The sequence below is a fragment of the Hallerella sp. genome, from assembly GCF_022776125.1.
Lineage (GTDB): Bacteria > Fibrobacterota > Fibrobacteria > Fibrobacterales > Fibrobacteraceae > Hallerella > Hallerella succinigenes.
On sequence record NZ_JALFIA010000045.1, the window covers coordinates 1 to 21,447 of the forward strand.

The 21,447-nt window shown below is 49.8% G+C and carries 22 protein-coding genes and 1 pseudogene; 19 read left to right on the top strand and 4 right to left on the bottom strand.

Features of this window, described 5'->3' with window-relative positions:
* Positions 1 to 236: 236 nt before the first annotated feature.
* The 3 genes from MR847_RS05390 to MR847_RS05400 are packed head-to-tail and all read left to right on the top strand — an operon-like array spanning position 237 to position 3,111.
* Positions 237 to 1,184 (top strand): YfiM family lipoprotein, encoded by a 948-nt coding sequence (locus tag MR847_RS05390; RefSeq protein ID WP_287723150.1) that lies wholly within the window; start codon positions 237 to 239, stop codon positions 1,182 to 1,184.
* Positions 1,185 to 1,210: 26 nt separating this feature from the next.
* Positions 1,211 to 2,230, top strand: a complete 1,020-nt coding sequence (gene gmd, locus MR847_RS05395; RefSeq protein ID WP_100426855.1) for a GDP-mannose 4,6-dehydratase — start codon at positions 1,211 to 1,213, stop codon at positions 2,228 to 2,230.
* Positions 2,230 to 3,111 carry a GDP-mannose 4,6-dehydratase gene (locus tag MR847_RS05400; protein ID WP_287723151.1) on the top strand — a complete coding sequence of 294 codons (882 nt, stop codon included), beginning with the start codon at positions 2,230 to 2,232 and terminating at the stop codon, positions 3,109 to 3,111. The genes gmd and MR847_RS05400 overlap by 1 nt, the downstream gene beginning before the upstream one ends.
* Positions 3,112 to 3,120: 9 nt before the next feature.
* On the opposite strand, the gene MR847_RS05405 is transcribed toward MR847_RS05400, so the two are convergent.
* A complete protein-coding gene (locus MR847_RS05405) occupies positions 3,121 to 4,230 on the bottom strand; it encodes a glycosyltransferase family 4 protein (RefSeq protein WP_287723152.1) in 1,110 nt (369 codons plus the stop codon).
* Positions 4,231 to 4,361: 131 nt separating this feature from the next.
* On the bottom strand, positions 4,362 to 5,306 hold the full coding sequence (locus tag MR847_RS05410; protein WP_287723153.1) for a DHH family phosphoesterase: 945 nt from the start codon (positions 5,304 to 5,306) through the stop codon (positions 4,362 to 4,364).
* Positions 5,307 to 5,466: 160 nt separating this feature from the next.
* Between MR847_RS05410 and MR847_RS05415 the strand changes: the two genes are divergently transcribed.
* The 11 genes from MR847_RS05415 (at position 5,467) to MR847_RS05465 (ending at position 15,113) form a co-directional block, all read left to right on the top strand.
* Positions 5,467 to 6,504 (top strand): D-alanine--D-alanine ligase family protein, encoded by a 1,038-nt coding sequence (locus MR847_RS05415; protein WP_100426286.1) that lies wholly within the window; start codon positions 5,467 to 5,469, stop codon positions 6,502 to 6,504.
* Position 6,505: 1 nt separating this feature from the next.
* Positions 6,506 to 7,147, top strand: coding sequence for a tRNA (adenosine(37)-N6)-threonylcarbamoyltransferase complex dimerization subunit type 1 TsaB (gene tsaB, locus MR847_RS05420; protein ID WP_100426287.1), 642 nt, complete (start codon positions 6,506 to 6,508; stop codon positions 7,145 to 7,147).
* A complete protein-coding gene (locus MR847_RS05425; RefSeq protein WP_106520242.1) occupies positions 7,147 to 7,608 on the top strand; it encodes a GNAT family N-acetyltransferase in 462 nt (153 codons plus the stop codon). Before tsaB ends, MR847_RS05425 begins: the two co-directional genes overlap by 1 nt.
* 12 nt (positions 7,609 to 7,620) lie before the next feature.
* The gene (locus MR847_RS05430; RefSeq protein WP_100426289.1) at positions 7,621 to 8,475 is read left to right on the top strand and encodes an ElyC/SanA/YdcF family protein; all 855 of its coding nucleotides are present in this window, start codon (positions 7,621 to 7,623) and stop codon (positions 8,473 to 8,475) included.
* Positions 8,476 to 8,490: 15 nt separating this feature from the next.
* The gene (locus tag MR847_RS05435) at positions 8,491 to 9,642 is read left to right on the top strand and encodes a hypothetical protein (RefSeq protein WP_287723154.1); all 1,152 of its coding nucleotides are present in this window, start codon (positions 8,491 to 8,493) and stop codon (positions 9,640 to 9,642) included.
* 12 nt (positions 9,643 to 9,654) lie between these two features.
* Positions 9,655 to 10,761, top strand: a complete 1,107-nt coding sequence (locus tag MR847_RS05440) for a hypothetical protein (RefSeq protein WP_100426291.1) — start codon at positions 9,655 to 9,657, stop codon at positions 10,759 to 10,761.
* 21 nt (positions 10,762 to 10,782) lie between these two features.
* Positions 10,783 to 11,241, top strand: a complete 459-nt coding sequence (locus tag MR847_RS05445) for a hypothetical protein (protein WP_287723155.1) — start codon at positions 10,783 to 10,785, stop codon at positions 11,239 to 11,241.
* A gap of 1 nt (position 11,242) precedes the next feature.
* Positions 11,243 to 12,280: an NAD-dependent epimerase/dehydratase family protein gene (locus MR847_RS05450; RefSeq protein ID WP_287723156.1), complete on the top strand. Its 1,038-nt coding sequence runs from the start codon at positions 11,243 to 11,245 to the stop codon at positions 12,278 to 12,280.
* Complete coding sequence (locus MR847_RS05455) at positions 12,277 to 13,020, top strand: glycosyltransferase family 2 protein (protein WP_287723157.1); 744 nt, start codon at positions 12,277 to 12,279, stop codon at positions 13,018 to 13,020. The genes MR847_RS05450 and MR847_RS05455 overlap by 4 nt, the downstream gene beginning before the upstream one ends.
* On the top strand, positions 13,013 to 13,882 hold the full coding sequence (locus MR847_RS05460) for an NAD-dependent epimerase/dehydratase family protein (protein ID WP_100426295.1): 870 nt from the start codon (positions 13,013 to 13,015) through the stop codon (positions 13,880 to 13,882). Before MR847_RS05455 ends, MR847_RS05460 begins: the two co-directional genes overlap by 8 nt.
* A 64-nt stretch (positions 13,883 to 13,946) precedes the next feature.
* Positions 13,947 to 15,113, top strand: a complete 1,167-nt coding sequence (locus MR847_RS05465) for a hypothetical protein (protein WP_287723158.1) — start codon at positions 13,947 to 13,949, stop codon at positions 15,111 to 15,113.
* Here MR847_RS05465 and MR847_RS05470 read toward each other — a convergent pair.
* A complete protein-coding gene (locus MR847_RS05470) occupies positions 15,100 to 17,568 on the bottom strand; it encodes an ATP-dependent helicase C-terminal domain-containing protein (RefSeq protein WP_287723159.1) in 2,469 nt (822 codons plus the stop codon). The two genes, MR847_RS05465 and MR847_RS05470, sit on opposite strands and share 14 nt — an antisense overlap.
* On the bottom strand, positions 17,561 to 18,031 hold the full coding sequence (locus tag MR847_RS05475) for a hypothetical protein (RefSeq protein ID WP_100426298.1): 471 nt from the start codon (positions 18,029 to 18,031) through the stop codon (positions 17,561 to 17,563). Before MR847_RS05475 ends, MR847_RS05470 begins: the two co-directional genes overlap by 8 nt.
* 123 nt (positions 18,032 to 18,154) lie before the next feature.
* Here MR847_RS05475 and speA point away from each other — a divergent pair, with 123 nt between their 5' ends.
* The 5 genes and pseudogenes from speA to MR847_RS05500 form a co-directional block, all read left to right on the top strand.
* Positions 18,155 to 20,053, top strand: coding sequence for a biosynthetic arginine decarboxylase (gene speA / locus MR847_RS05480; RefSeq protein ID WP_106520250.1), 1,899 nt, complete (start codon positions 18,155 to 18,157; stop codon positions 20,051 to 20,053).
* Positions 20,054 to 20,162: 109 nt separating this feature from the next.
* Positions 20,163 to 20,372 (top strand): hypothetical protein, encoded by a 210-nt coding sequence (locus MR847_RS05485; RefSeq protein ID WP_287723160.1) that lies wholly within the window; start codon positions 20,163 to 20,165, stop codon positions 20,370 to 20,372.
* A gap of 105 nt (positions 20,373 to 20,477) precedes the next feature.
* A complete protein-coding gene (locus MR847_RS05490; protein WP_287723161.1) occupies positions 20,478 to 20,645 on the top strand; it encodes a carbohydrate-binding protein in 168 nt (55 codons plus the stop codon).
* A gap of 35 nt (positions 20,646 to 20,680) precedes the next feature.
* Positions 20,681 to 20,833: a hypothetical protein gene (locus MR847_RS05495; protein WP_287723162.1), complete on the top strand. Its 153-nt coding sequence runs from the start codon at positions 20,681 to 20,683 to the stop codon at positions 20,831 to 20,833.
* Positions 20,834 to 21,231: 398 nt separating this feature from the next.
* Positions 21,232 to 21,447 (top strand): annotated as a pseudogene (locus tag MR847_RS05500) (electron transfer flavoprotein beta subunit/FixA family protein); the annotation flags it as partial.

Consider the following 21,447-nt stretch of genomic DNA (forward strand, 5'->3'; position numbering starts at 1 on the left):
TGTACAAATTAACACGCTTTGCATCGGTGGGCATAAAAATATACCCGTCTTTTCCGGATGCATACAAGTGCAAGTCCATTTTTGGAAAGGCGACTCCCTCTAGTATTTCGTAACTCTCATACCGCAGTTTTTTATGTGACAACACGAATGTAGAAAATAGGCGTGGCAATGCTGCACAAGGTGAAAAAGCGATGGGCATCGCAATCAGAAATTTCTATCGTTGATGCATGAAAAAAATGCTTTCCATTTTTTTGATTCTGTTCAGCTGCGGGGCCGCTTTTGCAGAAAGCGTGGATTCTACGGCTGTGTCAGGAGCGCAAGTTTCGGCGGATACGGTCCACTGGCGAGATGTGAATTTTTCGTACCGTGAAGAAGATCCGGGGATGGATTCCTTGCAGGTTTTTTCTCCGCTCAAGTTCGGTGGCATGGTGGCGTTGACAGCGGCGAGTTACGGTGCGGCTTATGGGCTTGTCTTTGCGAAGGGTTGGTGGGACGAAGAAGGTTCGCAGTTCCATTTTGAAAATGATTTTGAGTACGCGAAAAATTTAGACAAGCTTGGGCATTTTGCAGCGGGCGTTGCGATTGCGGAAATTTTTTACCAGGGGTATTACTGGTCAGGCCTTACGGAGTTTCAGTCGTACGCAGCCGCCGCGGTTTCGGCGATGCTTACCCATGTGGCAATTGACGTGAAGGATGGTTATTCTCCAGAATGGGGTTTTAGCATTTTTGACGTGCTTTCGGGAACGCTCGGCGGTCTTTATCCGATGGCAAAACGTTATGTGCCGGTTTTCCAGTATTTTGATCTCAAATGGAGCTATTGGGTTAATTCCAAGGCTTATTACCGCCAGAGCGATACGGGAGTCTTTACCGATGACTATTGTAATGAAACATTTTGGTTTTCGTTGAAGGTTCATAAGTTGCTCCCGAACGGCGCTCGTAAGTATTATCCGTCGTGGCTTGCGATTGCAGCGGGCTTAAGTATTGATGAAGGCGTTTTCCAGCATAAAAAGGGCAAATATGAAGTTTACATTGCTTTGGATTACGACTTTGAAGCGATTTTTCAACCACATAAACGTTGGGCGCGTAATCTCGTCCGTTGGATCAATTACTTCAAGCTTCCGGCTCCGACCATTCAGGTTTATCCGGACGTGAAGTTCTATTTGCTGTACCCGATCAAGTTCTAAGGTGTTGAAGTTTGTATTTTATGGCTATGAAAAACGCACTGATTACAGGAATTACGGGCCAGGACGGCTCTTACTTGGCCGAACTGCTTTTGGAAAAAGGTTACAAGGTCTACGGCCTTGTTCGCCGCAAGAGCAAGCTGGATTTTAACAATGCGGAACACTTGAAGGGCAAAGTCGAATTCATTTTCGGCGATATGACGGATTCCGCATCGCTTCTTCGCGCCATGGAAATTGCAAAGCCGGATGAAATTTACAATCTCGCGGCGCAGTCCTTTGTGACGACTTCTTGGGAAACCCCGCTTTCGACTGCCGACATCAACGCGATCGGTGTAACGAAGCTCCTTGAAGCCGTGCGTCTTGTAAAGCCCGAAACCCGCGTCTATCAGGCGAGCACAAGCGAAATGTTCGGCAAGGTTCAGGCGGTTCCGCAGAACGAAACGACTCCGTTCTATCCGCGAAGCCCGTATGGCGTTTCAAAGCTTTACGGCCATTGGATTATCAAGAATTACCGCGAAAGTTATGGCATGTTCGCCTGCTCCGGCATTCTTTTTAACCATGAATCCGAACGTCGCGGTGCAGAATTCGTGACGCGCAAGATTACGATTTCCGTGGCGAAGATCAAGGCGGGATTGCAGGAATGTGTGGAACTCGGAAACTTGAACGCGAGCCGTGACTGGGGACACTCGGCGGATTACGTCCGCGCGATGTGGCTCATGTTGCAGCAAGACGTGGCTGACGATTATGTGGTTGCGTCGGGTGAAACGCATACAGTGCGTGATTTTGTGACGCTTGCATTCCGTGCTGCGGGCATGGAACTGGAATTCCACGGCGAAGGTGAAAAGGAATATGCGACGCTCCAGGGAACGGACCGAGTGCTTGTGAAAGTGAATCCGAAGTTCTTCCGCCCGGCAGAAGTCGACCTGTTGATCGGGGATGCGTCGAAAGCGAAGAAGGTTCTCGGCTGGGAACCGAAGATCTCTTATGCGGACTTGGTGAAGCGTATGGTCGAAAGCGACATGAAGCTTCTTGCTGAAGGAAAGATTTAATGCCGCGGACTTTAGTCGTCGGCGCTACGGGATTTGTGGGCGGATATCTTGTCCGCGAACTTGAAAGTGCTGGGCACAGCGTGGTCCAGGCGAATTTCCCGGAATTCAACCTGCTGAATTTGGAACAGGTCGAAAAGACAGTACGAGACGCCGCCCCTGATTACGTGGTGAATCTCGCCGCGGTGAGTTCTGTCGGTCAAAGCTGGAAAGATCCGTTGATGACCGTGGACGTGAATATCAAGGGCTCGCTCCACTTGCTCGATTCCATTCAGAAATTTGCCCCGAAGGCGAAAACGCTTTTGATCGGCAGTGCGGAAGAATACGCTCCCAAGGATTCTCCGTTAAAAGAAACGGATGCGCTCGAAGCGAGCAATCCTTACGGCATTACGAAGGTCGCACAGGAAAACTTTGCGAACCTTTACCGCAAAAAGTTCGGAATGCAGATCGTTTGCACTCGCTCATTCAATCACACGGGCGTGGGACAGCTGTTGAGTTTTGCCCTGCCGAGCTTCTGCAAACAGGTCGCGGATATGGATCGGAGCGGTAAGCCTGGAAAAATTTACGTTGGAAACCTGAGCGCGTTCCGCGATTTTTCGGACGTGGAAGATGTGGTGCACGTTTACCGCATGCTTCTTGAAACGGAAAACGATTACACGGTTTACAACGTGGGATCGGGAAAGGCGCATTCCATGCGAGAACTTCTGCAGATGATTATCGACCTTGCAAAGGTCCAGGTCGAAGTCGTGCAGGATCCGGAAAAAATGCGCCCTGTCGATATTCCGTACCTTTGCGCGGATAATTCCCGTGTGCAAAAGTTCTTTCGTGGCACGGACATTCGGGAGACCATTCGAAAAATGTTCTCCGCTTTCCGCAACGCTTAATGCAAAACGTTAGGAATTCAGACAGGCTTCGACAGCCTTCTGCATTTTGTCCGTCATCGCGTCCCAGCTCATGCCGAGGGCGCGTTCTTTTGCATTCGCTTCGAGCTTAGCCAAACGTTCCTTGTCGTGCAGAACGGAGGCAGCCTTTTGGCAGAAACCTTCCACGTCATCGTTTTCGTACAGAAGCCCAGTGACACCGTCGATGACGGAATCCTTGAGGCCCGCGACGTTATTCGAAAGGGAAATGGTGCCGCAGAGGTTTGCTTCGATGTTATTGATGCCCCAGCCTTCCTTAAAAGACGGATTGATGAAGAGCGAAGAACGGCTTAAAAGGTTGCGTTTTTCGTCTTCGGAAACGCGACCGAGGAATTGTACGGAGTCTTTGACGCCGAGTTGTTCCACCATCTGTTCGAGTTCCGGACGGAAGTCTCCGCTGCCGGCGATCTGCAACTGAATGCCCGGCACGAGTTCATTCAGGCGCGGCATGGCCGAGATGACGAATTGTGCGTTTTTGTACTTCATCAAGCGGCCGACGTAAGAAATGACAGGCGGATTTGCTTTGGCTTCGGTCGGGTGGAAATATTCCGTGTCGATGCCTGGTTCCACGACAAACATTTGCTTGTAGCGAATGCCCATATCGTCGATTTCTGCTTTGGTGCTTTCGGAGATGGCGAGGAAGTTCTGGTTGCGGTAGAAGAGCGCGACAGCGCGTTCCATTAAGTAAACGTACAGGGCGATAGGGAAGACCGTTTCGCGGAAGATGGACTTGCGGAAAAAGTGCATCACCATGTGGAGGCTCTTGGTTCCCTTGAGACAAGTCGGCGTGAAGAATGGGATCTTGTTCAAGTTTTCGACAACGAGATCGTATTCTTTGCAGTGTTCCTTGACGTAGCTGTGCACGCTGAAGTTGAACAGAAATTTGTTGCCGATGCGGACCGTGCGAACCCCATCGATGAATTCTTCGTTCGGGAGACCTTGGACGCGGTGAGAAAGGAATGTGACTTCGTAATCGCGTTCATTCAGCCGCTTAAAAATCTCGTGATGGTAAAGTTCTGCGCCACCCGCTTCCGGATTTTTGATGTCTCGCCAGTTAATCGCTAAAATTTTCTTCTTTGCCACGTAAAACTCCGTTTTGTTGAAAATTAACAATTCACAATGGAGATTTATCCATTCACAATGAACAATTGTCAAAAACTGGGAAAGGAGGTTTTACGTCAAAGGTAAAGGTTCCTCGAAGATTGAAGATTGCCTTACAGTTCCGCTTCGATCAGCTTCAAAATTTTGGGAATCACGACGTCTGGATGTTCGCTTGTGCTTGCGCCTGCGGCTTTTGCGTGTCCGCCACCGCCGAAGGTCCCTGCGATCTTGTTCACGTCTACGATATAGTTCGAGCGCAAGCTGATTTTATACTGACCATTGACCGGATACATGAAAAGAGCTACTTCGGTTTCGCTGACTTCGCGGATCGTGTCGACGACGGAACCCAGATCCATCGGGGTGACGTCAAAGCGCTGCATGTCTTCTGGGGTGACGTAAGAGTAAACCACTTTGCCGTCCAAGCCGAGCTTGCACTTTTCCATAGCGAGGCCCGTGATGAGGGTTGCTTTGTAAGATCGTGTGTAATAGGTGTCGTTGATGATTTTTGCGAAGTCGCAGCCTTTGTCGATGAAGTCACCGACAGCGGTCATGGTGCGCTTGCTCGTACAGCTGAATTTGAAGGCGCCTGTATCGTGGACGATTCCGAGGTACATGCTGTTAGCTGTGTTTTTACTTACTTTGTTCGAATCCAGCAGGAAGTAAAGAACTTCGCTTGCGGAGCTTGCACTGGGTTCGACGAAATTGACTGTGCATAGGTTCTGCGGATTGCTGATATGATGGTCAATGTTGCAGGTGAATTTTGTTTTTTTCAAACATTCTACACCATTTGCACCGCAGCGTTCAAAAGACGGTGTATCCATGAGGAAAGCGAGATCTACATCGCGGCCATCGTATTCGTGCAAAATTTTGTCGGCACCGCTCAAAAGATTGTAACTCGGCGGGAAAGCTTCGGCAAAAACCTGCGCCTGGACATTCGGGAGATTGTCTACGATATAATTGTACAGACCGAGGCAAGAACCGATACAGTCACCGTCCGGACGGACATGTCCAAAAATCGCCACGGAACTCGCTTTCGAAAGTATTTCTTCAATCGTCATACAGGTAAACCTTTTTTGGGGGGAAAGTTAATAATTCTAAGGGAGAGGTGAATTGAAAATTCCTGCTAAAACTTCCCATCTTCAGCATACCTCAGCTTTTCGCATTTTTTCTTTTTTATAAATTTCTACTCAAACACATCTCACATCAAGAAGGTTTTTCATGTCTCGCTTGCGCGTTTTGGTTTTTATGGGCGGTTATTCCACGGAACACGATGTTTCTGTCACCAGTGGTACCGGCGTTATCCGCGCGATGGATCGTACTAAGTACAACATTCATCCGGTTTTGATTCAAAAGGACGGAACCTGGATTTGGTCTTCTCGAGAACTTTCTCCGTATCAGAAGGATAACTTTAGCGAGAATTATTTCTACAGCTTGGAAGGTCCGAGTGCAAGACAGGAAAAGAATCCGGCTCTTTCGGAACTTCCGAGTGCAGACATCGCCTTCCTCGCTTTGCACGGCAAGTGGGGCGAAGACGGCCACGTTCAGGCTCTTCTCGAAAACTGGGGCATTCCGTACACGGGTTGCGGCCTTCTCGCTAGTGCTCTCGCCATGGACAAGGTTCTTTGCAAGGCTGCATACCTTTCTGTTGGCATCGATACGCCTCCGTACCGAGTTCTTTTCCGCGATGATTTCTCGGGCGATAAGCTTGTGGATGCGGCAGACGCTTTGGGCTTCCCGCTTGTGATCAAGGATCCGGTGGGCGGTTCGAGCATCGGCATGGGCATTGCGAAGGATTTGGACGAAGCCGGTCAGATTGTGAACAATCTCTTCAAGAATTCGAACCGTCTCCTTTGCGAAAAGTTCATCCAGGGTCAAGAAGCGAGCTGCGGTTATATCGAAGGCGTTGAAACGCCGCTTCCGCCGACCGAAATGCGCATGACCACCCGTGAATATTTTGACTTCGAAGCGAAGTATAACGGTGAATGCCGCGAAGTGACGCCGGCAGAATTCCCGGAAGAACTCACTAAGCGCATCCAGCAACTTTCCAAGAAGGCTCATCTCGCAATCGGTGGCGCTGGCTACAGCCGCACGGACGTTCGCATTGACGCAGACGGCAAGCTCTGGGCTCTCGAAACGAATACGCTTCCGGGCATGACGCCGACTTCGATCCTTCCGGCAGAAGCCGCAGCTGTCGGCATTGACTACACTCATCTGATTGATCTGATCATCGACACAAGCCTCAAGATTGAGCGTTAAAATGGAACTCGATCTCATTCTTGATACATCGCGCAAAGGGATTGCTCTTGGCATCTACGCCGCGGGGAAGCCTGTATGTGAACATTTTGAACCGGAATCCCGCGGTGAAAACCTGGGACGGATTCTCGATGCGGCCTTGGAACAGGCGAAGGTGGCTCTTGACGACGTAAAACGCGTTCTCGTGACGCTCGGTCCGGGATCCTTTACGGGACTTCGCACGGGCATAGCCTTCTGCGAAGGACTTTGCTTTTCGGGAAAGCGCTCCTTGTACGGGATTTCGACTCTGAAGGCGCTGCGCTCTCTTTGCGCAGATGAAAATTCCGTCGTTGTGCTGTATGCGCGTACGGGCTTCTTCTACGTGGGAACGCAGACGGAAGAACTCTTTATTCCGGTCGAAGAAGCGCTTCAAAAGTTTGAAGATTTGAAGATTGCATCTTTTGTCGTGGACCATCGTTCCGCGGAAGAAGAACGATTGAAGGCTTTGGTTCAAAAAACGAACGCACAGCTAATCGTTTCGGAGGGAAATGAAATCGCTCCGTTTTGCAAGTTCTTTGCGGAAGTGGAACCGAACATTGTGCAGAGTGCGAACTACATTCAGCCGTCTTATTACGAACGCCGTGGTGCAGAGGGGGTTATTCGCTAATGTCTGAACTTGCAATGACAGTCCGTGAAATGGAAGATCGTGACATTCCAGCTGTGCTCGAAATTCAAAATGCGACGCACTTTGAAAACTGGGATGAAAAGACTCTCCAGAAATTCTTGTTGAAAACGTACACGTTTGCGTTTGTGGCAGAAGCTCCGGATTCGGCTGGGAACTGGAAGCTTGCGGGTTACGCAGTCTTCTCTTTGGCTGCCGATGAAGCGGAACTGCTTGCTATTTCGACTGCGCCTGAATTCCTTCGCAAAGGCGTGGCTACGGAAATCTTTGCGGAAGGCGAAGAAGCTCTTGCGGATGCGGGTGCTCGGAACTTTTACCTCGAAGTCCGTGAGCATAATGAATCTGCTATCGCATTCTATCGCAACCTGGGCTTTGAAAAGAACGGGGAACGCGGAGGTTATTACTCTGACGGGGAAAATGCGGTCTTGATGACTCGTCCTCTTTAATGCGAGATTTTTATGAGCCGAATTTTTAAGCCGATTTCCGATATCCGAAAAGAGAAGCGCCGAGCGAAGATCGTGACGCGGACTCGAATCGTTGTTGCTGTCGTTTTGTGCATTCTTCTCTTTTATGTTTTGGTCTCTTACAGCGGCCACTGGCTTGTACGGGATGACTCCTTTGAACATGTGAACTGGGTCGTTGTCCTGGATGGGCAGAGCGGAGATTTGGAACGCTCGGATTACGCGGCAAAGCTTGTGCGCGAAGGCAAGGCGGATTCCGTGTTGATTCTTGGACGCCGTGTGTTCCGCGATAAGAACAATGCGGACTTTTATGCCGAAGACATGGAAGAAGTCGGCGGAGTCGATCCGAGTCGCATTTACATCTACCGCCACGACGATCCGAGTACGATCGAAGAAGCGGTCTCGGTCATTCCTTGGTTCAAACGTCGCGCTCCGAAGGATACGGTCTTATTGCTTACGGCCGCTCCGGCAACACGCCGTGCAGCGTTCCTCTTCAATACGCTTTCCGGTGGACATCCCGCATTCATCACGGTGGATTTGCACGATTGGCGTTACAATGCAAAGACCTGGATTTTTGAACGGGAAGCTCGCAAGAACTGGCTCCGCGAATGGGCAGCCATTTTGAATGCAAAATGGGATTTGCTCGGCGTGGATACGCTTCTTGTTTCGGACCGTCCAGTCCGCTTCCCGGAACGTTGGGAAAACGCAGTCTCTTCAAAGACAAACGTTACCCCTCCTCCTCTTTCTCAGTTGGTTTCGATCAAAAAGGCGATCGCTTCTCAGGATTCTACCGTTAAGGAAATTCAGGCAGAAGCTCAGCAAGAATCGATGCCATTACCGGATTCCCTCTAAAAAAAGGAGCTGCGGATGAAAAAGTTCTTTACAGCGCTTTCTTTGGCTTGTTTTGCAGGCTGTTACAGTCCGGAGCAGTATAAGGCTTCAACCAATCAAAATCAAACAGCGACTTCGGATTTCGGTACGCTGTATGAAATCAACGGAGGAAAGCAAATTTGCAATCCTTCCGTGACGCAGGATGAAGACAACTATCCGGCTTCGATGCTTTGGCTCAACTTTTCGGGAACATTGAACGTGGAAGACGCTCCGGATGGCTATTCGACGACCGGGGCGAAAACGCATGACCGTTTGACCATTTCCGATACCGCAGGCAAGGTCCTCTGGTATTTGACAAGAGATGAAGTCGAAGGCGTGGACTGTGAATTCCAGGATCCGGAATGGACGACTCATGGCAACTTTATCATTACGCTTGCCGCTTCGAATGTAGAAGGTTCTAAGGGTTGCGACGAATTGAACTACGGACTTTTGGTGGTGAGACTTTCCGACAAGAAGACGTTCTTCCTTGCAGACAGCGGGATGGATGAATCCGCGAATCCGCACCTTTGGATTGGCGAAGAACAGGATGAAGTCGGCGAAGATGACGAACGTGCAGAATTCTTCGGTACAAATGAAGTCAAACTCGTGTACATGAATACATCGGGCAAACTTGTGTATGTGGATTATGCGAAGAGTGAAAAGCCGGTGACGCTCAAGGCTCCGAGTGTAGAAGGCTTGCTCGACGGTCCGATGATTTCTCCGGATGGAAAGTTCATCGTTTATGATGTCTTAGAATCTTCGTATTCCTGGAGCTCTTACGTGCAGGAACTTTCTTCGACCTCTTCGCCGGTGGAAATTAAAAAACTTGACGGCATGATTTCGAATCCTGTGTTCCCGCATTGGTGGAAGCTCGGTTCCCGTCTTTTTGTTGTTTGGACGGAATTTGCTGCAGGAAATGCGTATTTGAATAAGAGCGACTTAACCGATGAAAGCACTTGGACTGGAACGCTTGGCAGAACTGCGATGCGTGAAGTCACGGTGACCGCAGGCGCTCCGAGCGATGTGGCGGTGGAATGGAACGGAGATGTGCGTGAAATCGCGCCGGTTCCGCTGATCGGGGGACGTTCTCCGAGTGGGCATTTTGTTTCGACGGGAACGAATAACGGTTACATGCTTTATATTCCTTAAGGAGATGGCAAGATGAAAAAATATTGGACACTCGCTCTTGCCGCTCTTTGCGGTTTTTCGCTTTCGATGCTCGTTCCGGAATCTCCGGCGACGCCATGGGAATCCATTGGCGGTTGCGGTGCTGGCGGTAGCGGTGGCGGTGCTTCGGATGGCATCAAATGGATCGGTCAGGGTGTGAATGGTGGCCTTGTCGAAACGGAAATCTTTGCCAAGGCTTCGGTCGGGGAAAATTATTCCGGATTCACCTTTACGCCGCGATTCTCTTTTAAGCCGACGTGGTCGACTTCGGTCGGGGTGACACTTCCGTTTATGACGCATAGCGGTGAAGTGCAGTACCGCACAAACCAGGCTCCGGTAGACCGTACAACGGGCGGCTTTGGCGATATCTCGTTTGATGTTTCACAAATTGTCGGCGGCGGCGGTGCTGCGAACATTTCTCTTGCGCTCACGATTCCAACGGGCCAGTATGATATCAAGCGCGGTACGGACGCTTCGCAGGAATTCCTCCCGTCGAGCTTCCAGAAGGGCTCGGGCGTTTATTCTTTAGCTCTCGGCTGGAATTACACGCGTGATACGGAAAACGGCATGTGGCTTTATTCTTTGACGTATACGCATCCGTTTAACGTGAGCTTTAGCGGTGAAAACGAATTCAACGATTCGTACTTTAAGGATTACGATACCGATGGCGACGACCGCTTTGAATATCACTTTAAGTGGTATGGTGAAAATGACTTGGGCGGATATACGCCGCCGAGTGTTTCTGCAAGCCTTGCTTACGCTTACCGCGGTCAGGAAAACTTTGTACATTCCTTTGGAATAACCTTCTCGGCGCCTCTGGGCGTTGCCTGGATTCCGTCCGAAAAGGTGGGCACGTACGATCCGCGCCCAGACCCGGATCATAAGGCTTGGTCTTTCGCATTCGTTTACGGTCTTGAATTTTCTCGTGCGGACTATCCGATTTTTCTCGCGTTCTCGCTTCCGCTGCACGACAAGTCGAATGGCGCAGATGCGGATGATGAATACGACGAAAGTGCGATGCGCAAGTGGGACTTGCCGGACTTTGGCGCGTTCCTCGAAGAATGGACTTTGGCAGTTGGCATCAAGGCTAGCTTCCTCTAAAATTGGACATAGGAGATTATTATGAAAAAACGATTTACTCTTTCTCTCGCTCTTTTAGCTGGCGCCTGGATGGTGGGTTGCAGCTCTAGTTCGAGCGCTTCCGATGAAGATTCTTCTTCGTCCTCCGCTTCTTACAATTCAGAGGATTGCACCCTTTCTGAAAAAGGCGTCAAGATTTTGCTCCCGGCGGGAGATGAAGAATACAAGATCGGTGATTCCATTACAATCGTCTTTGTTGCAAACTATGCGAATGCGAACGGTTTCAAAGTTCTTTATAAGGCAAATGCGGATGATCAAGGCACGCAACTTTTTGCTAATTCTATCGGTGACGAAGCTCCGGATGGCACGGAATGCACCGAAGTCAAGGCTCTCCTAAAGGAAGAACTCACGCCTTCGACGGAAGCGTTTATCCACGTGGAGGCTTATCTCGCAGGGAAGATCCGCGCCAATTCCAACACTTTCACAGTGAAAGCGAAGTAAATTGGACTGTACGATCGCTCTTGTCGGAGCAGGAGGCTTTGTCGGCTCTCACCTGCTCCGGGCTCTTTTGGAACGGACTCCGTGGAAAATCCTCGCTGTAGACTTGGATTTTCACCGGCTTCAAAATTTGCGGTCGCAGAAGGATTCCCGGGTGGAATTCCTATTGGCAGATATTGCCGAACCGCAGATAATCCAAATGGTTTCCCAGTGTGAAATCGTGGTGAACCTTGCGGCGATTTGCACCCCGAGCCGTTACATGAGTGAATCGCTCGCGGTCATCGAAAGTAATTTTTCGCATCCCGCGGCCCTTGCCGATGCCTGTGCTAAAACGGGCTCCTGGCTTGTTTATTTTTCGACGTCGGAAGTTTACGGTAAAACCACTTTGGCGACAGAAGTCCTGGACGAAGATGCTTCGGATTTTATCCAAGGTTCGGTCAAGGCTTCGCGTTGGTCTTATGCGGTAGCCAAGCAACTTTCCGAACGCTACATCGCTGCGATTCCGAACCTGAAGTATTCGGTGGTGCGACCTTTCAATTTTATCGGTCCTTGGATGGACTTTATGCCGGGCGTGGATGGCGATGGCATTCCGCGGGTCCTTGCGAATTTTTCGAGTGCCTTGGTGCAAAACGAGCCGATGGTTCTTGTGAACGGTGGGGAAGCGAGACGCTCCTTTACATCGATCCATGACGCGGTGGACTTTATGTTCTGTCTTTTTGAAAATCGGGAAAAGGCTTACGGCGAAGCGTTCAACGTGGGCAATGCAAAGAATGAACTTTCGATTCGCGAGCTTGCCGTTTTGATGCGCCGCATTTATGCTCGCATTCTTTCTGTACCAGAAGAAAAGCTGTCGCCGTTCAAAGAACTTTCGGGCGAAGCTTATTACGGTGAAGGTTATGAAGATTCCCTGCGCCGCATTCCTTCGGTTAAAAAGTCCAAATGCTTGCTCGGCTTTGAAGCTAAAATTCCTTTAGAAGAAGCTTTGGAAGAATCGCTTCGTTGGTTCCATGCGCATTATACTTCGGAGTGTAAACGTTCATGACCCGAGACCTGTTCCTGTTCATTCCGGCTTACAATGTGGAGCGGGAACTTCTGGATTTGTTAAAATCCATTCCGTCTTCCGTTTTGCTGCGCACGGCGGAGCTTTTGATTGTGAACGATGGGAGCGCCGATAAGACTCTTGCCGTCGCCAAAAAGTTTGCCGATGAAGAAATTCGAACGAGCGTTCGCGTTGAAAGCTTTGCGAAGAACTCAGGTTATGGCGCGGTCATCAAAACGGGCCTTTTGCGCGCCAAGGAACTAGCCGGACTTTTGAACGTAAAATTTGCCGTTTGCTTACACGGAGACGGTCAATATCCCGCAAAGTCCATTCTACCGATGATCGAAACGCTCGAAGGATCGGACGCGGTCATTTGCCAGGGATCGCGGCATGCTTTGCAAGGTGGCCCTCGGGAAGGACGCATGCCGCTTTACAAGTATCTCGGCGGAAAGCTTTTGACCTTTATTGAAAATTGCGTTTTTATGAACAAGCTCTCGGATCGTCACAGCGGCTTGATCGCTTACCGAACCTCTTACTTAAAAAAACTCAACTTGAAAAAGTTCAGCGGTTCGTTCGATATCGATCTTGAAATTTTAGCGACCGCAGATGCGCAAAAGGAAAAACTTTTGGAAATCCCCATTGAAACGCGCTATGCGGGGGAAGTTTCCAATTTGCGCGTGATCCCTTACGGTTTCCGTGTGCTGCGCGTTGCACTTCGCCGTTTGAGAGGCTTTTATGGTTGATGTCTTGATTACTGGAGGCGCAGGCGTTGTCGGGTCAAGGCTTTGCCAAAAGTTCCTTTCGATGGGACTTTCCGTTCGTGTGCTCACGCTTCCGGGGCAGGGCGAAGTGAAGCGCCTTCCGAAAGAAGTGGAAATTTTTTACGCCGATGTGACGGACCCGAAAACGCTTTCGTATGCGTTCCAGGGTGTGCATACGGTTTGCCACTTGGCAGCGGTGATTCTTGCGAAGGACCGTTCTGCATTTGAACGCATCAATTATCAGGGAACAAAGAACGTTCTGCTCGCAAGTAAGTCGGCTGGGGTCAAGCGTTTTTTGCTGGTTTCGAGCATTTCGGTGACATATCCCGTGCTGACGGATTACGGTTTGAGCAAATTGCAGTGCGAGACTTTGGTAAAGAATTTTGGAATTCCGTACACGATTGTACGGCCTACTTTGGTCGTGGAAGAAACCGGCGGTGCGGAATACATGCTCTTTGTGAAGTATTTGAAAAAGACCCCGATCGTCTTTTTGCCGGGCGGAGGAAAGTGCTTAAAACGCCCTGTTCCAACGGAAGATCTGGTATCGGGGATTGTAATGGCGGCGACTTCTCCGAAGGCGCTTGGAAAGATTTACGCCTTGGGTGGCTCCAAAGTGCTTTCGATGGCGGAAATGGCTCGAATTTCGCTTGAACGTGCAGGCATGCATAAAAAAATTCACAACATTCCGCTGTGGATATGCCATATTTTAGCCACTTTAAAACAGATTTTCATCCCGGGAAGCGTTTCGGCAAAGCAAGCACTTGCAGGATTTTGGTATAATGCATCACCGGAAATTGCAGATGCGGAAAAGGATCTCGGTTATAAGCCAGGGACTCCTTTTTAAACATTATTTTTTGAGCAATTCCAAAAAGAAAAGAATAGTTTAAGGAAATAACAAAGAGGTTTTTATGAATTTGAAGAAATTTTCTTCGGTCGCTTTGACGTCGGCAACGCTCCTTTTCACGGCTTGCGGTAGCGATAGTTCAAGCAGTCCGAACCGCGAATCGGATTCTTCGTCTTCGACCGGAACATCATCTTCTTCGGTAGAAAATGAAAAAGCGGCGGAAATCGATTCTCTTGTGAAAGAAACTCCGAACATGCTTTTGACGAAAAAGGGCGATGCGAACATTTGGCTTGTCGCCGGTTCCACGGGGCTTTATTCTTTGTGGGCAATTGATACTGCATCCTCGTCGACTTCTTACGCCAATGCTTTGACCAAGGGTGATATTACCACGGGAAAACTTGAATTCAGCAAGCAGGCGGACGGATTCGTTTATTCCAAGGGCGTTGCGCAGGCGGAAGCCTTTATTGAATGGCTGGAAGACGGCATTACGCTTGAGTTCTCTGTGGAAGACGGCGTTTTGATGGTTTCGATCGACGGCGACAAACCTGTGGCTGTGCAAAAGGCAACGCGCAAGGTGACTTCGGGCTATCTTTCCAAGGCGGATTCTCTCGTCGGAAAGCAGCTCGAATGGAGCAACGGAGATTCTTCTTCGGTCTACCGCTTCTTTAAGAACGGCGAATATGTGCGCCTCAGATTGGATGACGAAAAGAATTCTTTTGAAGCGGGCTATTATGATGTGCATCGTCAGGTTCTTTTGATGAAACCGGTGGAACACACGGGAACCGTGAGCGTCTTGACCGCTTATACGGCAAAGGTCGATGGCGATACTTATGATTTCGACGATGGACTTGCGCTAAAATCTTATAAGGCATCGACGATGAAGGTTTCTTATCCGGATGTCGAACTTTTGAAGGCAAACGGCTGGGAATCGAAAAGCAACGATACGCTGCTCTGGACTTTAGACTTGCAAGAAGATAATCGATATCTGATTGAAGGCAAGACCGGTGTCACGGACAACACGCTCAAAATTCGTCGTAAGGGCAATTGGAGCGTTTACGGCGACTATCTGGTGATGACCGTGGATACTTGCCAGGCGGTTACTTCTGTGAAATGCCCGACGGAATACGGACAAATCACGACTCTTTCGGAAGGCGGATTCGAATTTGACAACGTGATTGAAGATCTCGAATACGCCGCCCCAAAGAAATGGACTCCTGTTATTGAGGAATAACCGTTTCTGGCCAGGGATGCTTCGGGTACCTTCCCCGAAGCTCTTTTCGTATCTCGGGGTAAGTGTTCTTCCAGAAGCCCGTTAAATCCCACGTCTTTTGCGCCGTGCGGAAGTTCGGGGCTAGAATGTCGTAGCGGACTTTGATTTTTCCCTGCGCAATCGTATGTTCTCCACGCATCTGCATCAAGTCTTCGATGCGGGCAGAGATTTCCACGGGAGCGTCTTCCTCGTAATGGTACCGCGCCTTTTTCCCGTTGGGCAGCACAAGCGTATCCGGGAACATTTTTTCCATCCAACCGATCATGTTTTCGCCGAAGTATTCCTTCATCTTTTTGCGGAAACGTTCTGCGGTCAGATCGCGCATTAAAAAGACACCGTCCATAAAATCTTCGACGACAATGTCCATATCGTCTCCGGACCATTCGGGAAGGGAATATTCGGGGAAGTTCGCCGCGGCGAGCTTCATTTTGCAAAGAAGGATCTTGTTCGCATCGTCCATCCAAAGGTGAGAAAGATCTTCGCGCTTGTGACGTTCCATCCAGGTGCTACCGGTTAGCGCTTGGAGCTTTTTTAAAATCTGCGGGGAAGCTTCTTGCGGCTGAATTTCTTTGCGGGAAATTTCAGCGCCGTTGGACGTGCGAATTTCAAGACCGATGTAACGTTCTTGGCCCGAGCGCCAAAGCAGTTCGTAATGAACTTCGGCATTGTCGTTTTGAAGGAACTTGTCAGGCACTGGCACATAAAGGCTTGCATGCATTTCTGACTTTTGCGCAGAACTGGTGCGCAGTAAATGAAAGACGAGAATCGCATTCGCTTCTTGGACGCTTGCCGGCGCTATCGGGAACGTGTCCGTCGGCGTCTTGTAAGCGCTTCCGCTTTGAATGGCGAGCGCCTGGGGAAAAGCTTTCAAAAGGGCTTGGATGGTCGAATCGGAATCGTTTTGGGTGAAACGGGCTGCGTCTTTTTCTTTGGCGTGGTCTGCAAGGCGTTTGAAGGTGAGGCGCGTTTCTCGGGCGGTCCGATTTCCCTTGTGCAAAAGGTCTTCGGCAAGCTCTAGCGCATTCTGCGGAACACGATCCTTGCCCGAAGACTCTTCGCTGTCGAGAATGGAAAAAAGAGCGAGCGTTTGGTTTGAAATCCGGGAGGCTTCGAGGTAAGCCTTTGCCAAGGCAAGATCATTCAGCGGAACGTCCAAGGCTTTTTCGCCGAGTGCTGTAATGTTCCCATCGGCGAAAACAAAACCGTTTGCGGCAAGCTCTTTCAAAGCCTTTGCAGAGAACTTTGCGTCCGGTTCGGTGGGCAGGTGCAGGTCGGTGGGTTGCACACGGGCGATCTTTGCAAGAGCGGCACGTTCCAGAAGAATCGGACGCAGATCGCTCTTTTGCACTTCGGGAACGATTCCCTTGGGAAAGAAAGTCTCTTCGCGGCTGCTCCACAGTCGAATGCAAACGCCTTTTTGTGTACGGCCTGCACGACCGGTGCGCTGTACCGCATTCTGCAAACTGATGCGGCTGAGTTTTAACAGATTTTTGTTCTGCAGCGCATTGAATTCCGTGGTGCGTTCAAGGCCCGAATCGATTACGCCTGTGACGCTCGGAATCGTTAAGCTTGTTTCGGCGATGTTTGTTGAAAGGATTACGCGCGGTGCATCGGTACTTGCAAAAATTTCTCGTTCGACAGATTTATCTTGCCCTCCGTAGAGCTCGTAAATCGAAAGCTTGCCGTAACCGTAGACTTCGTCCAGGTGACGGTGTACGGTTGAAATTTCGCCCTTACCCGGTAAAAAGACGAGGGTCGTTCCCCAGACACCGTTTCGTTCCAAAGTGCGCAGTGCCTTTTCCACGTTCTTTGCAAGGGGAGTGCCTGCGGGGGAGTCCTGGTTCAAAATCTGCACGGGGAATCCCGGACGTCCGACCTTTAAGCAGGGGACCTGTAATATATTTTCGAGTTCTTCGCGGTTCAGCTCTGCCGAAAGAACAGCGATCTTCGGCACGAACGCTCTGTCTTTTGCGGACTGTTGCATCGCCAAAAAGTAGGCGAGTAAAAGGTCCATTTCGGCACGGCGCTCGTGGAATTCATCGAAGACAATCCAGTCAAAATGTTCGGGCTTGTGCAGCTCGGACTGGAGAAAATTCCCGTAGGTGGTAAAAAGGATCTGCGTCTTATCGCTGACGGCGCTTTCAAACCGGATCTTGTAGCCGATGGTAGAACCTTCCGGTGCGCCGGAAAGTTTTGCCAGGTAGCCGGAAAGGCTTGTAGCGGCAAGACGTCTCGGTTCAAGGACCGCGACTTTGGCTGTGCCGTTCTTTTCGGAAGCGAGCAGCCATGGGACAAGAGTCGATTTACCGGAACCGGTCGGGGCGGTCAAAAGAATGTTTTGACCCTTGGCGATTTCGGCGCGGATGGCTTCTGCGCTTTCGTAAAGAGGAAGCGAGTGAAAAGCGGAATTAAGCACGCGGGAAGCGGAGATGTTCGGCAGTCGCCTTGTCCGCATACGGCCAGTGGCTGTTCTTTGCCTGTCTGTCGAAGAGAAGGTTCTGGAGACGGCGCTGCAGACCCGCTTCTGATTTGCAGAAGAAGTAGACGACCTTGTCTTCCTTGGCGATGTAGAAGGAAGCAGCCTTGTACTTTGCCTTGTAGGCGGTACGGAAGGTCATGATGTCTTGCTTCTTCGGTATCACGCGGCCATTCTTGATTTCGCAGATGACGTCTGCGTCCTTCATCATGGCCTGACCTTTCTGGCGCACAAATTCCAGGTTCGGAGCGGTGTTTTTCTTGATGGTGTTCAAATCAAAGGCTCCACCACCTTCTTTTATGACGCGACGCACGGCACGGATCACGGCGACAATCGCGACCACGACGAAGATAATCAGGATGAGCCACCAGTAATTGGCAAAAAATTCAGCAACTTGGGACATATAGCCTCATCTATGTAAAAACTGTTTTGGAAGATAGAAAAAGAATTCGGAGCCCTTAAATCGGAGAGTGAAAATTTCTATCGTTTTTGGAAATTTCACAACCTAAAGAGGTACTCAGACGAAATGAAAAATTGGCGTATCGACGATTCCCGCGATCTTTACAACATCCGCGGGTGGGGCATCAATTACTTCGACATTAACGAAGAAGGCCACGCAACGGTGAGCCCGCTTCGCGACAAAGGTCCGGCAATTGATCTTTATAAGTTGGTGCAGGAACTCGATCTTCGAGACATGCCGGCTCCGGTGCTTGTCCGCTTCCCGGACATCCTCGATATGCGCATTGAAAAAATCAATGAGTGCTTCAACAAGTCGATTCAGGAATACGGTTATCACGGTTCTTTTTACGACGTGTTCCCGATCAAGGTGAACCAACAGCGCGCGGTTTTGGAAGAAGTCGTTCGCCACGGAAAAAAGTTTAACATCGGACTCGAAGCCGGTTCCAAGCCGGAACTTCACGCTGTCCTTGCCAACATGGACAATCCGAATTCGCTCATCATCTGCAACGGTTACAAGGACGAAGACTTTATTGAACTCGCCCTCCTCGCTCAGAAGATGGGGAAGAATGTGTTTGTCGTCGTCGAAAAGATGAACGAACTTCCGATGATCATCGAAATTTCTCGTCGCATCGGAGTCAAGCCGAACATCGGTCTTCGCATTAAGCTCGCTTCGAGCGGTCAGGGCAAGTGGGAAGAATCCGGTGGATACCACAGCAAGTTCGGCCTTTCGAGTTCGGACCTTCTTTGCGCCATGGAAATCATTCGCAAGGAAAAGATGTGCGACTGCGTGAAGCTCATCCACTGCCATCTCGGCAGCCAGATTACGAACATTCGCAAGATCAAGGCGGGCCTTCGTGAAATCTCCGAATTTTACGCACAACTGAAGCAGCTCGGCATGGGCGTCGAATTTGTGGACGTCGGAGGCGGTCTGGGCGTGGACTATGACGGTAGCCGCAGTGCCGCAACCGGTTCTGTGAACTATTCTATCCAGGAATACGCAAATGACATTGTGTATTCGATTTATGAAACTTGCGAAAAGTTTAATCTTCCGCATCCGAACGTGATTGCTGAAACGGGCCGCGCCCTTTCTGCGCATCATTCCGTACTCGTGTTTAACGTTCTCGAAGCGGCAGGCCCTGCATTCTATGAAGAAGCGGAAATTGAAATCCCGGAAGATGCAGCCGATTGCATCAAGGATCTTTACAGCATTCTCAAGTGCTTGAACGTAAAGAACCTGCTTGAAAACTGGCACGATGCCATGCAGATTAACGATGATGTTCTTTCCGGATTTCGCGTGGGAACGGTCGACCTGCAGACGCGCGCCCTTTCGGAACGCTTGTTCTGGAGCGTTGCGCGCAAGGTTTGCGAACTTTCGACGGAACTGCGCCATTCCCCGGCTGAACTTTCGGAACTTCCGCGTTTGCTTGCCCGCAAGTACTTTTGCAACTTTTCGCTCTTCCAGAGCCTTCCGGACAGCTGGGCGATTGACCAGATCTTCCCGATCATGCCGATCCAGCGCTTGAACGAAGCTCCGACGGTGGATGCGACGCTTCAGGATATCACCTGCGACTCCGACGGTAAAATTGACATGTTCGTGAGCGGGGAAGGCGTCGTGAGAACGCTTCCGGTGCATCCGTTAAAGGCTGGTGAACCGTATTATTTGGCGGTTTACCTCGTCGGTGCTTACCAGGAAATCCTCGGTGACTTGCACAACCTTTTTGGCGATACGAATGCTGTGCATGTGGTCTGCGACGGAAACGGCTACCGTATCGATCAGATGATTGACGGCGAATCCGTGGAAGATGTTCTCGACTACGTGAACTTTAGCGATAAGGCTCTCGTGCGCACCATGGAAAACTGGGTTTCGAGTTCCGTGAAGGAAGGCAAGATTACTTTGCAGGAAGGCAAGGAATTCTTGAACATTTACCGTTCGGGACTTTATGGCTATACGTACTTGGAAGAGTAGGCTTATTCCTTCCACCTGCGATTCGACGTGAGGGGAGGCTTCCCTCACGTTTCATCAAAATCATCACCGGCATCCGCAGGTGCGGCAAGTCGGTCGCTCTTTCGCAGATTTGTTTAACTCCATTCGCGCCTACGACGGCTTTTTCGACTTGACGCACCATCTGGAGAATGTTGTTTACAATGAACTCCTGTATAGGGGATATTCTCTGAGCGTCTATTCAGGAAAGCAAGAAATGGGTGCGTTTGCCGACATCGACTATTTCACTTGTACCGTCAGGCACATCAAGCTATGGGACTTCTTGGAAATGGACGATTTATAGCTTTTCAGCCGGGCAGCAAATAGGGGAGGCTCCCTATTGACAACTTGTCAATAGAATCTCCTTTAAGGAGGTTCTTTTTTGGATGCCAAAAGGGTACTTTTGGGTGTGGATTTTTCGGAATACTCTGTGAATGTGATTCTTGAAAGTAAGTACGTGTTTCGCGCCAATGTGGCTAATGGACTTGAGGGGGGAAGCTTTCGCCTGTTCCTTGACGGCAAGGCGATTACCGATACGATTGCGGTGCCGCAGACTGGAATACTTACGAATTCGTAGATGGAGAAACGCCTTTAATCGAAAAAGGTAATCACGTGCTGCGAATTCAGTTCACCGGTAGCTACGTGAATATGGACTGGATCCAGTTCGCGCTCACCGAAACGCTCAAACAAGCCGGATTCGCCCGTGGTATCTATATCGTTCGCGGTTCCAGTCTCGCCAACACTCTCCGCGTGCAACTCAAGTAAGTTTACTTTTTATTTTTAGTTTTTTTGTCTTCGTTTTTGCGGAGGCTTTTTTCTTTTCGGTATTTTTTTTGGAAGCCTTTTTCTATGTAAGCAACCGATTCATCTTAACAAATCTTCCTGGCTTTGACCATTGTGTGACGCATAGGATGGGGTATTTTGGGATTCGAAAAGAGAATTGTCTTGGATTGCGTTTTGCACCTTCTTGAACACTTTTTCAAAAAATGAGAAAGTATAGGCGCTGGAGTATGCGTCTAAATGGAGCCTATTGAGAAGGTTTTTGCGATTAAAATGGGAGGTTTTACATTTTCGAAATCAAAAAAATCGTATTTTTCTTATGTGAATTTTGCCACTTTAGCAAGATTTCTGTTGAACAATCACAATTGAATTGAAAAATAAATATGAGTCTTAAAATCGTTGTGCTTGCTAAGCAAGTACCTGATACACGAAACGTGGGCCCCGATGCCATGACGGAACAGGGAACCATCAATCGTGCCGCATTGCCCGCGGTCTTCAACCCCGAAGACCTGAACGCCTTGGAGCAAGCCCTTCGTTTGAAGGACCAGTTCCCGGGTTCCACCATTTCTGTGCTGACGATGGGTCTCCCGAAGTCTGCC

Bases quoted from the DNA above. Each gene is read 5' to 3' on its own strand.
- MR847_RS05390 (WP_287723150.1), top strand. From the start codon at position 237: ATGCTTTCCATTTTTTTGATTCTGTTCAGCTGCGGGGCCGCTTTTGCA.
- gmd (WP_100426855.1), top strand. From the start codon at position 1,211: ATGAAAAACGCACTGATTACAGGAATTACGGGCCAGGACGGCTCTTAC.
- MR847_RS05400 (WP_287723151.1), top strand. From the start codon at position 2,230: ATGCCGCGGACTTTAGTCGTCGGCGCTACGGGATTTGTGGGCGGATAT.
- MR847_RS05410 (WP_287723153.1), bottom strand. From the start codon at position 5,306: ATGACGATTGAAGAAATACTTTCGAAAGCGAGTTCCGTGGCGATTTTT.
- MR847_RS05415 (WP_100426286.1), top strand. From the start codon at position 5,467: ATGTCTCGCTTGCGCGTTTTGGTTTTTATGGGCGGTTATTCCACGGAA.
- tsaB (WP_100426287.1), top strand. From the start codon at position 6,506: ATGGAACTCGATCTCATTCTTGATACATCGCGCAAAGGGATTGCTCTT.
- MR847_RS05425 (WP_106520242.1), top strand. From the start codon at position 7,147: ATGTCTGAACTTGCAATGACAGTCCGTGAAATGGAAGATCGTGACATT.
- MR847_RS05430 (WP_100426289.1), top strand. From the start codon at position 7,621: ATGAGCCGAATTTTTAAGCCGATTTCCGATATCCGAAAAGAGAAGCGC.
- MR847_RS05435 (WP_287723154.1), top strand. From the start codon at position 8,491: ATGAAAAAGTTCTTTACAGCGCTTTCTTTGGCTTGTTTTGCAGGCTGT.
- MR847_RS05440 (WP_100426291.1), top strand. From the start codon at position 9,655: ATGAAAAAATATTGGACACTCGCTCTTGCCGCTCTTTGCGGTTTTTCG.
- MR847_RS05445 (WP_287723155.1), top strand. From the start codon at position 10,783: ATGAAAAAACGATTTACTCTTTCTCTCGCTCTTTTAGCTGGCGCCTGG.
- MR847_RS05455 (WP_287723157.1), top strand. From the start codon at position 12,277: ATGACCCGAGACCTGTTCCTGTTCATTCCGGCTTACAATGTGGAGCGG.
- MR847_RS05460 (WP_100426295.1), top strand. From the start codon at position 13,013: ATGGTTGATGTCTTGATTACTGGAGGCGCAGGCGTTGTCGGGTCAAGG.
- MR847_RS05465 (WP_287723158.1), top strand. From the start codon at position 13,947: ATGAATTTGAAGAAATTTTCTTCGGTCGCTTTGACGTCGGCAACGCTC.
- MR847_RS05475 (WP_100426298.1), bottom strand. From the start codon at position 18,031: ATGTCCCAAGTTGCTGAATTTTTTGCCAATTACTGGTGGCTCATCCTG.
- speA (WP_106520250.1), top strand. From the start codon at position 18,155: ATGAAAAATTGGCGTATCGACGATTCCCGCGATCTTTACAACATCCGC.